This window comes from Roseburia faecis (assembly GCF_001406815.1).
Lineage (GTDB): Bacteria > Bacillota > Clostridia > Lachnospirales > Lachnospiraceae > Roseburia > Roseburia faecis.
Genome location: NZ_CVRR01000019.1, coordinates 1 through 13,611 on the forward strand (window position 1 = coordinate 1; position 13,611 = coordinate 13,611).

General features: G+C 34.6%; 21 protein-coding genes. 20 read left to right on the forward strand and 1 reads right to left on the reverse strand.

Features of this window, described 5'->3' with window-relative positions:
- Positions 1–2 precede the first annotated feature (2 nt).
- The 13 genes from M72_RS07105 to M72_RS07170 all read left to right on the forward strand — a co-directional run bounded on the left by M72_RS07105 (position 3) and on the right by M72_RS07170 (position 10,000).
- The gene (locus tag M72_RS07105; protein WP_261291801.1) at positions 3–1,175 is read left to right on the forward strand and encodes an ATP-binding protein; all 1,173 of its coding nucleotides are present in this window, start codon (positions 3–5) and stop codon (positions 1,173–1,175) included.
- A 289-nt stretch (positions 1,176–1,464) separates the two neighbouring features.
- A complete protein-coding gene (locus M72_RS07110; RefSeq protein WP_006859568.1) occupies positions 1,465–1,950 on the forward strand; it encodes a hypothetical protein in 486 nt (161 codons plus the stop codon).
- 119 nt (positions 1,951–2,069) lie between these two features.
- The gene (locus tag M72_RS07115) at positions 2,070–2,654 is read left to right on the forward strand and encodes a hypothetical protein (RefSeq protein ID WP_015517456.1); all 585 of its coding nucleotides are present in this window, start codon (positions 2,070–2,072) and stop codon (positions 2,652–2,654) included.
- A gap of 9 nt (positions 2,655–2,663) precedes the next feature.
- Positions 2,664–3,251 (forward strand): hypothetical protein, encoded by a 588-nt coding sequence (locus M72_RS07120; protein ID WP_015567863.1) that lies wholly within the window; start codon positions 2,664–2,666, stop codon positions 3,249–3,251.
- Positions 3,252–3,295: 44 nt separating this feature from the next.
- Positions 3,296–3,802, forward strand: a complete 507-nt coding sequence (locus M72_RS07125) for a hypothetical protein (RefSeq protein WP_015559315.1) — start codon at positions 3,296–3,298, stop codon at positions 3,800–3,802.
- Positions 3,803–4,208: 406 nt separating this feature from the next.
- Positions 4,209–5,267 carry a hypothetical protein gene (locus M72_RS07130; protein WP_006859574.1) on the forward strand — a complete coding sequence of 353 codons (1,059 nt, stop codon included), beginning with the start codon at positions 4,209–4,211 and terminating at the stop codon, positions 5,265–5,267.
- A gap of 415 nt (positions 5,268–5,682) precedes the next feature.
- A complete protein-coding gene (locus M72_RS07140; RefSeq protein ID WP_006859576.1) occupies positions 5,683–5,829 on the forward strand; it encodes a cyclic lactone autoinducer peptide in 147 nt (48 codons plus the stop codon).
- A gap of 9 nt (positions 5,830–5,838) precedes the next feature.
- On the forward strand, positions 5,839–6,417 hold the full coding sequence (locus tag M72_RS07145) for an accessory gene regulator ArgB-like protein (protein WP_006859577.1): 579 nt from the start codon (positions 5,839–5,841) through the stop codon (positions 6,415–6,417).
- Between the two features lie 246 nt (positions 6,418–6,663).
- The gene (locus tag M72_RS07150) at positions 6,664–6,804 is read left to right on the forward strand and encodes a cyclic lactone autoinducer peptide (protein ID WP_006859579.1); all 141 of its coding nucleotides are present in this window, start codon (positions 6,664–6,666) and stop codon (positions 6,802–6,804) included.
- A 63-nt stretch (positions 6,805–6,867) separates the two neighbouring features.
- Positions 6,868–8,313, forward strand: coding sequence for a hypothetical protein (locus M72_RS07155; protein ID WP_006859580.1), 1,446 nt, complete (start codon positions 6,868–6,870; stop codon positions 8,311–8,313).
- Positions 8,314–8,401: 88 nt separating this feature from the next.
- Complete coding sequence (locus M72_RS07160) at positions 8,402–9,334, forward strand: hypothetical protein (RefSeq protein WP_006859581.1); 933 nt, start codon at positions 8,402–8,404, stop codon at positions 9,332–9,334.
- Positions 9,318–9,551, forward strand: a complete 234-nt coding sequence (locus M72_RS07165) for a hypothetical protein (protein WP_006859582.1) — start codon at positions 9,318–9,320, stop codon at positions 9,549–9,551. Before M72_RS07160 ends, M72_RS07165 begins: the two co-directional genes overlap by 17 nt.
- A 104-nt stretch (positions 9,552–9,655) precedes the next feature.
- Positions 9,656–10,000, forward strand: a complete 345-nt coding sequence (locus tag M72_RS07170) for a helix-turn-helix domain-containing protein (protein WP_055067725.1) — start codon at positions 9,656–9,658, stop codon at positions 9,998–10,000.
- 24 nt (positions 10,001–10,024) lie between these two features.
- On the opposite strand, the gene M72_RS07175 is transcribed toward M72_RS07170, so the two are convergent.
- A complete protein-coding gene (locus tag M72_RS07175; RefSeq protein WP_055067726.1) occupies positions 10,025–10,258 on the reverse strand; it encodes a hypothetical protein in 234 nt (77 codons plus the stop codon).
- Positions 10,259–10,506: 248 nt separating this feature from the next.
- Between M72_RS07175 and M72_RS07180 the strand changes: the two genes are divergently transcribed.
- The 7 genes from M72_RS07180 to M72_RS07205 all read left to right on the forward strand — a co-directional run bounded on the left by M72_RS07180 (position 10,507) and on the right by M72_RS07205 (position 13,498).
- On the forward strand, positions 10,507–10,719 hold the full coding sequence (locus tag M72_RS07180; protein WP_014081251.1) for a helix-turn-helix domain-containing protein: 213 nt from the start codon (positions 10,507–10,509) through the stop codon (positions 10,717–10,719).
- 190 nt (positions 10,720–10,909) lie between these two features.
- A complete protein-coding gene (locus tag M72_RS07185; protein WP_005602820.1) occupies positions 10,910–11,233 on the forward strand; it encodes a helix-turn-helix domain-containing protein in 324 nt (107 codons plus the stop codon).
- A 651-nt stretch (positions 11,234–11,884) separates the two neighbouring features.
- Positions 11,885–12,307, forward strand: coding sequence for a hypothetical protein (locus tag M72_RS07190; protein WP_007889575.1), 423 nt, complete (start codon positions 11,885–11,887; stop codon positions 12,305–12,307).
- Between the two features lie 8 nt (positions 12,308–12,315).
- Positions 12,316–12,636: a hypothetical protein gene (locus M72_RS07195; RefSeq protein WP_055067727.1), complete on the forward strand. Its 321-nt coding sequence runs from the start codon at positions 12,316–12,318 to the stop codon at positions 12,634–12,636.
- A 1-nt stretch (position 12,637) separates the two neighbouring features.
- Positions 12,638–12,775, forward strand: a complete 138-nt coding sequence (locus M72_RS17120) for a hypothetical protein (RefSeq protein WP_006859332.1) — start codon at positions 12,638–12,640, stop codon at positions 12,773–12,775.
- Between the two features lie 5 nt (positions 12,776–12,780).
- Positions 12,781–13,167 carry a type II toxin-antitoxin system PemK/MazF family toxin gene (locus M72_RS07200; RefSeq protein WP_006859319.1) on the forward strand — a complete coding sequence of 129 codons (387 nt, stop codon included), beginning with the start codon at positions 12,781–12,783 and terminating at the stop codon, positions 13,165–13,167.
- Between the two features lie 82 nt (positions 13,168–13,249).
- Positions 13,250–13,498, forward strand: a complete 249-nt coding sequence (locus M72_RS07205) for a DUF6870 family protein (RefSeq protein ID WP_015559318.1) — start codon at positions 13,250–13,252, stop codon at positions 13,496–13,498.
- Positions 13,499–13,611 lie beyond the last annotated feature (113 nt).

Here is a 13,611-nt window from a genome sequence, read left to right on the forward strand (position 1 = left end):
TTGTGATTGAGACTACCACAGTAATATTTACATTCTGTATAAATATGCTCAATCATTCCATATTAAATCTAGTAGTCTGGGGAGTTTTGACGGGGATTATAGCATATGTTCTGTATTATGAGGATATAGATAAACCCTTAAGACGTATTATTGAATGTGAAGCATTAGTATTTTGTATGTCTGTCTGTGAATCATTAGGAGTTATTCTTTTACAATGTATTTTACAAGCCGCAGATATAAAAAATGTGAATGAAACTATGCTTTATTGCCTTGAGGTAACATTTTCAAAGGTGATACTTATTTTTTTGTATTACACATTCATAAACAGGTTTGTGAAAAAAAGTGATGTCCCTTATTCAAATACACGGTACATCATGTATGGAATTATACTTCTATACAGTCTGATTAACATGAGTGTAATTGTAGAGAATTTTAAAAATGGAGAAGAAAATTATTTGTGTGCAGTCAACATGGGATGTATTGTTCTGGCAGATTTATACCTTTTATATTTTGTAAAAATGGCAGATGAAAAGAACTATTACGAAAAGCAGTTGATCGCATTAGAGCAGCAGGCAAAGGTACAATACGAATACTATTTGACCCAGGCAAAAAAGTATGATCAAACCATTCAGATATTACATGATGTAAATAAGCATATTAAAGCAATCGAAGGGTTATATGGTGCAGAGCAGGAAAAAACGGCAGGAGAATATGCAACAAAGATCAGAGAGTTGTTGAAGCCGCTCATTCCGGTTCAATACACAGAAAATCCGATCTTGAATATACTTCTTACTGATAAAGAATCTGTTATGAGAGAAAAGGGGATTTCAGTAACAATAAAGATAGATAATGTGAATTTGAATTTCATTGAACCAATCGACATTACAACTATTTTTGGAAATTTATTAGATAATGCGATTGAAGCAACAGAAAAGCTGAAAGGCGAGAAATATATTTGCATTAAGATTGGCTCATATCATAAGATGATAGTTGTCAGCATTGAAAATAATTGTAATGAAGTAAAGTGGAAAAATGGTTTTCCAGTATCAAATAAAGGAAAAAATGGTGGAATAGGACTGCTGAATGTTCAGAGCAGTATAAAAAAATATGATGGAGATTTAACATTGAAGAATGATGGAAATAAATTTGCTGCTGAGTTATTCCTTAATTCATAAAAGAGCATTTTTGGCTATTTTTTTGTAAAAAGTCTTACTTCGTGCAAAAAAATCGTACTTGGTGCAGAAAAGGTAAAATATCAGAAGGGGTGTGTCGATAGAAAAAAATAAAGTGGATGATACATATAAAAAATTTAATGATGGGAGGTTTCGCTTATGTCAAGAATTACGGACTACGGTTTACACACTTGACAATATTCCTTTGAGGCGAACAATGATCCGAATGTTGCTGCAAAGGGAAGATAAAATAGCAGAAAATTGTAATGGATAAAAAAGGACACCTATAAAAATGGAGGAAAAATACATGAAGAAAATATTTAAAATAATATCATTAGTTATGATGATGGTAATGTGCTTTTCAGTAACGGCATTTGCCGCAGAAACAGATGAAACAAGTAATTTAAAGGTTTCTTTTACGGATGAAGGAATGATAAATACAGTTGATGAAGATGTGACACCTGGAATTTCAGTTCGAGCTCCTGCACCAGCAGTGTCGAGCGTAAAGGTAGTTGCAGCGCAAATAAAAAGTGATGGATATGTGTATGTTACAGTGCAGGTAGCTGGATATGGGAAAAATATTTATGCGACATATGATGGATCGCAATGCTATGTATCTTCAACAACTTCTGTTGGAAAGCCGATTGTGACAGGATATCTATATGAAGTAAAATGTGCTAAGGCAGTTGTTGGTTCACATAATTTTACATTTAGAATTACATCTGTAAACTCACCGTGGAATACAATGTCTACAAGTTCAATAATAACAGTAAAATAAAAAACGAAAGTGTGTATAATAGGTGTCCTTTTATAAAAAGCAATAAATCACTTGGACCGTTATGGAGAGTGAGTAGATTCCGAATGACAGAGGAATGAAAATAATTGGAGGAAACGAAAATGAGTATAGCAGGAATTAACGGTTATAATTATTCAAATTATTATACAGGAACAAAAAGAAACACTGCGAAAGCGAACGGTATGAATTCCGGTTTGTTATCAAATGTAAGCAGTACATCTTCTAATATTACATTACATATGTCGGGAACAGAAGATAGTGGAAATGCATTAACAGCAGTAGGATTTCCGGATGGCAGTAGTGCATCTGTATATAAATCAGATGCATATGATTCGGCAAACCCAGAATACAGGGTAAGATATTGGGACAAAGAAGGAAATTACACAGATACAAATGTACAGATAAATGATGTTGATCCAAGAAATGCAAGTTATTTGGAAATGCTTGCATATACAACATATAGTGATGTAGAAGGCTTTACGAAAAATGCTTTTGGAGATTTCATGAATGCGGCTGGTGGTGTGAATGGCAACATCACTTATGATTCTGACAGCATAAATGAAAAGAAAGACTATATGAGCATGATTAAAGAATTTATGCAGTTACAATATGATTCGAACAACTTATCAGGTTATCTGTCATATAAGGAATTGTATGATTACATAAATGACAGAACAGAGAGGTGATTCAATTAAATGGAAATATCAAATAATTATAGCACAGCAAAAGTGTGGAACACATCGAATAAAAATGTTTCTAAATCTTCTAAAAAAAACAAATGGAAATTAACGGATTCTTTAAAAGAGAAGATTGTTGATCTGGCAAAAAAAGATGCACAGGACAATGTATATATGGGAAATGCATTTATGAATTTGAGAAAGACGGAAGTAAGCAAAGTAGCCCCGAATAGAGCTGCTTTAATTGGAAAGTTTAGTCAATCAATGAATTCAGGTAATATGTCAGCAGTGAAAGAAGTTGAGGAAGCAGACAAAAAATGGCTCTGTATGCTGTTTGGAATACCTTATGAGGCAAAATATCAGGGAACAGGGACAGGCTCGGCAATTCATGTATACAATGAAGAGGGCGAAGAAGTTTTGACCTATACAGGGGGAGTAGGCTGGCAGGAAAAAGAAACAAAAGCAGAGTCACAGGTTCATTCAGCATTAAAAATGACATATTATGAGGCATTTAGTGAGGCGAGAAAAGCATTAAATAGTGAAGAAAAGACTGGTAGTGTAGGTGAAAACATAATATTGCAAGATAATTTTGATATGAAGGCATGAAGTATGCAATTAAAATAAGGTCTATAATTTGGAGGAAAATATCTATGTTTAATTTAAGCAAAAAGAAAATAAATAAAATAATGGCATTTGCTATAGCATTTACGATGCTGTTTGCATCTCAGGTAACAGCTTTTGCAGCAACTACATCATCAAAAACTGTTACATCATCAAAGGCAATGTCTGTTGCATTGTTACCAGGAGTTACTGGAAATTCTAATACCATCACATTTAATTTTAACAGCTTACCAGATAAAGCGATAGTAAAAGAAGTTGAAATTGACTGTTCAAATGCATCTGTTATTGGAGGAAAAGGAGCAATATTGGCAAAGAGCCTTACAATTACAAGTCCTAGTGGTGAAACACATACAGTTAGTTGGGGAAAAGGAAATGTAACGACAACCAACTTGTTCATTGCAGAAAAAGCAGCAGGTACATGGTCTGTGTATATGACGGGAACTAATATTGCGTCGCCAAATCTTGGCTCGGCATTTATTGGAGGTACAAAATATTCATCTGTAAAAATGAAAGTATCTTATATTTTAGAAGATTAAAATTATAAAGTACATTGGATATTTATAAGTTGCTTATGGAGAATACCAAATAATGTAAAAATATTGGATTCCAGAATATGTTTGACATTGTGACAGGGAGATTAGGAGTTGTTCTGATTTCCCTGTTATTTTATGTCTTGCTGAGAAATTGTAATAAAAAAATTCGTAGTAAGTGCAAAATTGTTGTTTTATTAAGTTAAATGGAATTTTTGTTTATTCTGTTTTGTATATGAGTTGTGAGTTTGTAATGAATATATTTAAAAAAGTAGAAAAAACTGGTATAATATAATAAAAAATTGGTTGTTGTTGAATGAAATCTCAGAATTTAAAAAAGTAGGCAGTGTTGTATTATGGTAATAATTATAGTAGTCTGCTGTACTAAATAAAACGCAAAGGGGGAAAAGTTATGTTTAAGAAGATGCCGGTATGTAGATTAATGATTTCCTGTCCTTCCGATGTGAAAACAGAGATAGAGATTATCAACAGAGTTGTGGATAATATAAATGATTCCATTGGTTTTTCTATGAATATTTTTGTTAAGACATTGTATTGGTCAAAGAATGTTATGCCAGAAGCAGGAGAGTATCCACAAAGCATTATTAATAAACAGATTTTAGATAAATCGGATGCAATTATTGCTATATTTGGTAATAGAATAGGAAGTCCTACACAACATTATGAATCAGGGACAATAGAAGAAATTGAATTGATGATACAGAAGGGAAAACAGGTATTTGTATATTTTTCTGATAAGCCAGTACGAAAAAGTGAAATTGATATGGAAGCGGAGACAAAGATACAGGCATTTAAGGAGAAATACAAGGACAGAGGAATATATGTTGTTTATGCTTCTGATGAGGAATTTAATGATTATGTCAGTATGCACCTTACACGCTATCTTACAACGGAACTTGCAAATGAAGTAAATCGTGTGAATGAGCATACAAGATTTGACGATTCTATATCACAGAGAAAAGAAGTTGATTTAATTTACGATTATACTAAGTTTTATGATATAAAACAGGTTAGTTCTTATACTGATTCAAATATTATGAAAATAAGAACACATAAAGATAGTTTTGAAATGGATATTGACATAATCAATGTAAATAAAATAGAAAATAAGGAATTTGCAATGGCATTATTTGAATATGCTCCATGTGATAACTGGTCAGCTTTTTTTGAAGCAGGATATTTTTTTGAATTTGATGCGGCAAGTAGTGGCGATATAAGAGCTTTTCAATTGGAAATAAAAGATGATATACGAAATAAGGTAATTGATAGAACATTACAGGTTAGCTGCGAGGAAGAACATTTCCGAATATGGATTCCTTCTACAACAAGAGATTCAACTGCGTGGAAAAAAATATCGCAGGTTTGTTTTGTTGTATTTTTCAATAGTACATATATTGATGGAGAAAAAGGTCTGTTGACAATCAGAAATCTTAAAATGGTGCCCCGATAGGATAATACTTTGAAAGTATGCAGAAAAGTCTGAAAGATATCGAGGAAAATCATGTAAGAGGTAATGATAGACTTATTTAGGTAGGTAAGCAATTTTCGGATTTAAAGCAGTAACAGAAAATTAAAATTGTAGATAAGCAAATAAAATAATAGAAAAAATTATATGCATCTAATCCATTTGTGGTTTAGGTGCTATTTTTTTGACAATATGAATGCGATCGCTCGTAATATCAATATGTTTATCAATAAAAATATATGAAGTAACAAAACAGATGATATTATATTCATCAGCATTTTGGCTTTTTAATAAGTGAAAAGTCTTACTTCGTGCAAAAAAATCGTACTTGGTGCAAAAAAGGTAAAATTTTATAAGATGCTTGTCGATAGAAAAAGAAAAAATAAGGAGGTTTTCAAGCATGAAAAAACTTAATGATGTAGCATTGAAATTACTTGCAAAAGCAGCATATGCAAACGCAGAGAAAGAGGCAAATTCAGCGTGCCTGTTTATTGGCTATCAGCCTAAAATGCCACAGAAAGTAAAAGAACTGAAAGAAAGAAAATAATATTTTCCTATGGACAAATTGCTGAAAAATGTTCTATCTTGCATGAGGACAAAAGGACTTCTGGATGAAAATGAGGAAGATGTATATCGCTTTGGCTTAGAATGCTTATTGTTAGAGGTGGTACATTACTTGTCATACATAGTAATTGGTTTTGCTATGCGAATGATAATGCCCATGATTGTAACTGCAATGGTGTTAATACCATTGCGTAGAAAATCGGGTGGCTTTCATGCGAGAACAAGGAGTGGATGCTATTTATTTTCATGTTCCATAGTTGTTGCGGTATGTTTATTGGATAAAATCATTTTTCCACTATGGTTATGTACTATAACTACATTTGGGGCAAATGCAATTATATTTGCATTTGCTCCAATAGAAAATGAAAATCGAACATTAGATCAAGAGGAACAGAAAAAATTTAGAAAACAGGCGTTAATAATTTTAGTATTGGCAGATATGGCAATTATTATATCACACAAAATTCATATTGAAGTATGCCAGTGGTTATTAAACGGTATGATAGTTGCTGCACTACTGAATTTGTGTGGAAAAATTCAGACAAAATGCAAATTAGAAAAAATATGGTAGGAACTATTGCTAAAGAGTGGAAAAAGGTAACAAAAAATTGTTTCCAATAAAAAATTATCGTTGTGTTGGAACAAACATACTTGTATAGACGAGAAGTTTTGAAATCGCTTTACAGGAGGGGCATAATACTTGGTTGTGTTATGTTAGAGACAGATAGGGTTTACATTAGTTACATGGCAATAGCTGTTATATTATGTGCAGCTTTGCTGTGTATAGCAAAAATTTTTAAACAGGAGGTGAGAGAGAATGAAGCAGGTTAATAAGAAAGTGTTGAAGGTTGTAGAACGTGTCATGAGAAAAGAAGCTGTATATGGGATAGATGGATTTCCACCTGCGTGTTTAGGAATATGGCATCAGCCGAAACGTCCGAACATTAAAAAAAGGTAAAAGGTTATTGAAAATAATGTTCAAATTGTTGTACAAAATAAGCTTAGAAAGGCGGGAATTGATATGAAAAATAAATTTATAACAACAGTGGTTGCGACAGCATTGGCATTAACAATGACATTTTCATTGGCTAATGGAATGGATGTTAAAGCAGCAGAAATCACAGAGGATTCTTTAGTCGCAGCAGAAGATACTAATGTTGGAAATGAATCGGTGGATATCCAGCAACAGGAACCTGTAGAAATTTCAGAATTGGAAACAACCGAAAATAATGACTTATCGAAATCGTCAGAAAGTATTACAGTAGATGAAAGTATTGCAGAGGATATTTTGGCTACACAAGCTGATACTGCGGTTGTAGTCGGTACGGTTAGTGACTATTTGACAGCAAAGGGCGATGCAAAACTTTATAATATTAATTTGCCAGCAGGGGTATATTTGCAAGCACAGTTAACAACGCCTGCTAATGCAGATTTGGATTACGATTTGTATTTATTGGATGCAGAAGGCAATATTTTAACGGGCTCAGATTATTATACTTATATTAATGGCACCGCAGGTACATTGCCGGAAGCGTTAGGCTATATAACATCAGGTGATACAGCAACATATTATTTGTATGTATTAGCATCTGAGGGCGGAAGTGTAAGTGAATCATTCACATTGGATTATTCAGTAAGTACAGCGTGTGATTCTTATGAGATTGACGAGTCTGTAAGACAGGCATTAGCATTTACATATGGAGCAGGAGGGGCTTATATTGAATCAAGAAATTTAAGTTCTCCGATTGATAATGATTGGTATGTAATTACAGTGCCAAGCAGTAGAATTTATGACAAATTAAAAATTTCTGCTACTACAGCTTCAACAAATACCTGTTCTGTAGAAGTATATCAGAATGTTGCATCAGAAGGGTATCAAATGAAACGAGTAGGCAGCGGAAACACTATTTCTGTTTCGTCAGGAAAATATTATATTAGAGTTTCCAATGCAAAAACTATGGAGAATTTTGATGATTTGGACATTCAGAATTATAAATTGTCTATTACTCCTATTTTGAAGGCTACAGGTATTGTTATAACTGATCTTAAAGGTTCAGAAGGGTTAAATAAGGTTGTTAATTATCCTGGATATGGAGCACATTTCAGAACGCAGGGATCTGGAACATTAACTGTTTATGGAGTGCTGACAGCAACAGACAGTTCGACGGGTGTAACGTATGCAGTTGGGGGAGAGCAGATTAACGGATTATATTATAGTCCGGCATGGGAGGCTAATAATACCTCTGCGAATGCAATAAGGCGAGGTACAGGTACTACAGACTCAAGTGGTAAATTTGAAATTGATATTTCTTTACCACCTGGAATTGGTGTATATTCGTATTATGGTTCAACATCCACTCATTATTTTGATATATGTGGAGTTTCTGTATCGCCAAGTGATGATAGTAGCATAAGTGCTTCAGAGACTATTTTCCATTTGGCATATACTATGTATCATCCGTTTTAATGTGTAAATTGTAACTAAGAAAATATAAAAATAGGTTGTCACACGATTTGGTGTGTCAACCTATTATGCAAAATACAGGAGGGTTAAAATGAAGATAGCTACCCAACATTATCAGGACAGCGTGATCACTCCGTATGGTAATAATCACTGGAATGGAAAAGAGAAAATTGATATTTCTAAGGAAAAAGATGATGCGGTTATTCTGGAAATAAGTGCAAAAGGTAAAAGAGCAATACAGCTAAAAGAGAAAAACGAATTTGAGCAGAATATTGTTCAAGTGGATAAAAGTGCAGATGATTTACCAGCATATTCAGGAATGTATGATGTTGACAAGACGATATCGTCTTCTCTTGAAAATTGTAGCAAAGAGGAACAGGGATTTGTATATGATATTATCCGCGAAAATTTTCTTATTGGAAATGGCAGCTCTGTGAGTGAGGAGGAGCGTCAGGCTAATATATCATTAGGAATGAAAAAAGCGGAATATGCTGCAAATAATTTTATATCAGAAGATAAAAAAAGTTCCTTTTTGGATGCAATGGAATCTATAGCAAAGCTGGCAAGTGCCGGAAAGATGAATGCAGATGGAAATATGGATTACGGGGTAAAAAAAGGAAATTATTTAGGACATGGTAGTAATCTTGTTTACACTACAGATGGTCTTGATATGATGAGGTCAATGGATTCAGGTGCATATGATGAATATCAAAGGATCAGTAGAGAAAGTAGTAATTCTGATAGACAGCTTAACACTTTAAAATACTTGACAAATTGGTATTCTAATGCTGTAACGAAAAATCCGCATATGGTAGAGAAATATGAAGCTAAATCGGATGAGTATATTGAAAAAAATGTAAAAAATCAAAAAGTAGATTCAATTTTTTCGGATTTGAAAACAGAAAGTAAGTCTGCTTTTATTGAAAGTTTGAAAGCATTTCAAGCACAGAATCCTAATTTCTTATCCAATATCGTTAATAAGGAATTGTCAAGAAAGTATTGGGCATATGGTATTATCGCCTAAGGGTGAGGATAAATATGAGATGAAGTATGTTCCGGAAGATTTTGACAGGTATGATCAAGGATTTTTTGGAAGAGCGAAACCAGAATATATTATTGTTAAGGGAGAGTGTTTGGAAAAATTAAAACAGCAAGGGTATGAAATGGACTGTTGGCAAAAAGGTATTCCGTTGGCGATAAATAATAAACATCCTGATAGCATAAAATTAAAGGGATTTTGACAGAATATGCAAAGTATTACATGAAAATGTCAAAGGATTACAGTTTCCTAAAACCCATAATAATTTCTGATATAATGCGATAAGTCAGAAAGGATGATGGGGCTATGGGGAAAAGAGAGCACATATACAAAATTATTGCAGAGAATATCAGAAAAGAACGAAGAAGGCTTGGAATTACGCAGGCAGAGCTTGCAGAACGGGCGGATGTATCATTGGATACTATCAAAAGTGTTGAAAATGGCAGAAGGGCAATGAGTCTTGATACATATTTGAATATTGTTCATGCATTGGAGTCATCGCCTACGGTTCTGATGAGCCAGCAGCACCCAGAAAAACACATTGAGCGTTTTGCATTTATGATGAATCAGTGTGACGAAAGAGAAATAGAATTTGCATTACATATGATTGAACAAATATTAAGAGGACAGGAAGATTATCTGAGTGAATAGACGGGTAGTTATCCTGTCCTTTGTCTATGACTCTTTTGCAAATTTTTCAGCGAGATGGTATATGATTTCTTCAATGGTGGGAGTTTCATTTTCACATGGAAAGTCTGTCCAGAAGCGTTGCATTTGTGGATCAGGGCTTTTTAAAGCAATAGAAACTGCCCACCCAATTTCCTGTTGGACTTCTTCTTTTGTGATTCCTTCTTTTTCGGCAATGATTTTCAAATATTTATCAACAGAGTATGTGTTTTTATCATTCATAGTGTTGTTGTGAATCCTTTCTGAAAAGGGTATCTGCGGGCAAATTGTCAGGTGATTGAATTGTCCCGGTTGAATACCATAAAAGTAAAACAGATAATCCGTTCTATATTACATAATAACCTTGAGAGCTGTTTTCTATGCAGATTATGGCTATTTTCTATTCTATCATATACATACAGTATGGTGCATACACACACCATATCATTATAGGACACTCTTGCGTAGAATACAAGGAGGAGGTCTTTGTAATGATAGTATATGACAGGTTATGGATTACACTCAAGAAGAAAAATATTAGCCAGTATGCACTAATTAAAGATTATGGAATAGATAAAGCACAGTTACAGCGATTGCGAAAGAATATGGTCGTAAAAACGGTAATCCTAAACAGATTATGTTCCATACTTGATTGTAAGATAGAGGACATCATGGAGTTTGTGCCGGATGAGGATATTAAGTAAAGAGATATTTCCAAAATGTAATGGTTTGGAAATATCTCTTTTTTTAATCCGCAAATATTTATATTCTTGGTATTAAGGTGTACAATATTCCACCTGAAATAGCTGGTTTAGTCACTCTTACAAAAGATTCGCTTACGGTACAATGAATACAGCTTAAGCAAATATATAAGGTGCCGGAAAAGAGTGGAAGGTGTACTACGATATTGTTAATAGTGGAGAAAGAATAAAAGAGTTGCGTGCGGCAAGAAGAATGACAAGACAGCAGCTTGCCGAGCAGATTGGATTGTCAGTGGATGCTCTGCGGAAAATTGAAGCTGGTGTAAATGGAGCAAAAATAGATACGCTGATTAGTATTGCTGAATTGTTTCATATAACGTTGGATTATCTTGTGTGTGGGTGTGAAAGAAAGGCAGAAGTCGATGATCTGCTGGTTGGTCTGAAGGAGAAGGAAGTACAGTTTATCCGGAATATGGTATTAAATGCCGTTGACAATATGAAACTTCTGACAGAATAAAAAAGTCGGATTGCATTTTGGATGATGCAGTCCGGCTTTTTTTATAAGGATTTGGAACAGGTGGGAGTGTTACTCTTAGTTCAAAAGAGTGTCGGTTACTGTAGAAGATGCGTGGTGTCAGTTATACTCTGTTCAGGTTCTGAGAAAAGAACCGTTGAATATTGAAAACAGAATAGGACACGCATATCCCACGAGCTTATATCGCCTTGTCTATGACAGGGTGGCAGAATCCCATTTCGTGCGATGACTATCCTCAGAGCTGTAGCCGATTATGAGAAACGTAACAGCAGGAGCCTTTAAGGATAAGAGCAGAGGGTTGTGCCTACCGGGTTAGCAGCCGGAGGTAATGAGATAATAAGTGCACCTGAATTTCAGCAAAACGCATTTTCAGAGAGTGGCTACTTTCGTAAGTCCAGATGGGCAGGAAACTACGAAGTGTTTGTGGCTGGCAAAGGATATGTTACCCGATACGGGGATGGTTAAGAAACCGGGAAGATAGTATTTTATCTTCCCACACAAACTGATTTATGGTCACCGACAGAAAAGAAATGTTTAGGTGTGATGGTGTGGAGAGTACAGATAAGTCAGCTTATGTGAGGAGATAAAGTGCGCACAGTATCAAATCAATATTATTTATAAGGAGATTTTAAGATGGAAAGAGCAATTATATATTATGCAAAAACAGGATTAGAGGCTACAGATCATTTTGTGCCGAAGTTGCTTGAAAAGTATTGTCAGGATAATGGCTATGAAATTGTAGCTATGCTTTCAGAGCCTGCTTCTACAGAAGGAGTTTCATTTCCGATGAAATATGCCATTATTGGTTTAAATATGGAAGAAGATGTTAATACAATCATAACACTTTCAAAGGATATGATTGGTGCAACAGATGAGACCGTTATTGATACACTTGGAAAACTCAGCGAATATGATATCTATGTGGAGGATATTAATGGAGAACTTGAAGAGTGTTATGAGATGATGTACAAAGAGCCTGTTCAGGAAAGTGATATAAGAGGGCTGGTGCTTGATACGGTATCAAAGTTCTATCATAACATCAGGGACGGCAGATAGGAGGCAATATGCAGGATTCCAAAGAAAAGCAGTGTCTGATATTTGTAAGGAATAATGCAAATGATACAGCTGACCGTATCGAGGCATATGCAAAAAAGTCCGGCATGGAAGTTGTTGAGACAGTTTTCAATACAGATAAAAAAGCGGTTGAACGATTAAGATATTATATTGAAAGAGATGCCATTATCTGTGTGCTAGTAAGAGATGTGGTAGACATTTCAATGGAACTTAATGAGATTAAAGCTGTAATGACACTTGCAGCGGAACATGGAATCAGTATTAATGCAGAGAGCAGGGGCTATGAACCTGCTCTCATTTCTTTTGAATGATATGACAGAAGAAAATAGAAAATTAAAACTGATTATATTTCCGGGCGAAACAGTAGTGATTGATGAATATGGGAAACGGATTGTTGCCTGTCCGACAGAGGATGAGGCAGAAGAATATATCAGGGAACAGGAGGAATGACATAGATGAAACTGAACAGGGGCGATATTGTTATTGCAAATCTGGAGTCAGTAAGTAAAGGGAGCATTCAGAAGTATACAAGACCTTATATTATTATCTCAAATAACAAGGCAAATCAGTATTCACCGGTTGTCACAGCAGTAGCCATGTCCACAAAAACATGGAAAAAGAAATATCTGCCAACCCACTGTCCAATACCGGCTGCAAAGGTAAAGGTTACTGACACAGATTTTGAGGTATTTGACAGTATGGCATTATGTGAGCAGATTGTATCCATTGATGTAAATGTCCAGATTGAGAGGGTAGTTGCTTCAATTTCAGATACGGAACTACTTGATAAGATTACTGAATGTGTAAAAATCCAGATTGGGGCATATGAAAAGTACAATTAAATATTTCCGGGGCATTTGCTCCGGGTTACATAGCCACCTGTATTTTATGGGTGGCATTTTTACTGAAAGGGGGATAGATTTTATGACAGCAGAAGAATACAGAGCATTGCTTGATACTGATTTTAGTGATGTCAAGATTAATGAAATGCCCGATATGGCATCTTATCATGCTGATCTGAATGATACGATTGAAAAGAGACAGCAGAAGTTTATAAGAAAAGTTGGAAATCCCTATATGATGAGAGTGGGGAAGATGAAAGTTAAAGTAAGCTTTGCCAATAATGGAGTTTCCATAGAAGAAGCTTTCAAGAATATGCTGCTTACAGTTTAGAATCTTTTTTCAGAATCATATGGAAAATGAAAGGGAGTTGTGCTATGATATGTTCAAGGACTAAATGAATATGGCATAACTTCCTTTGATATTTTAGTTGGGTACATCTGACG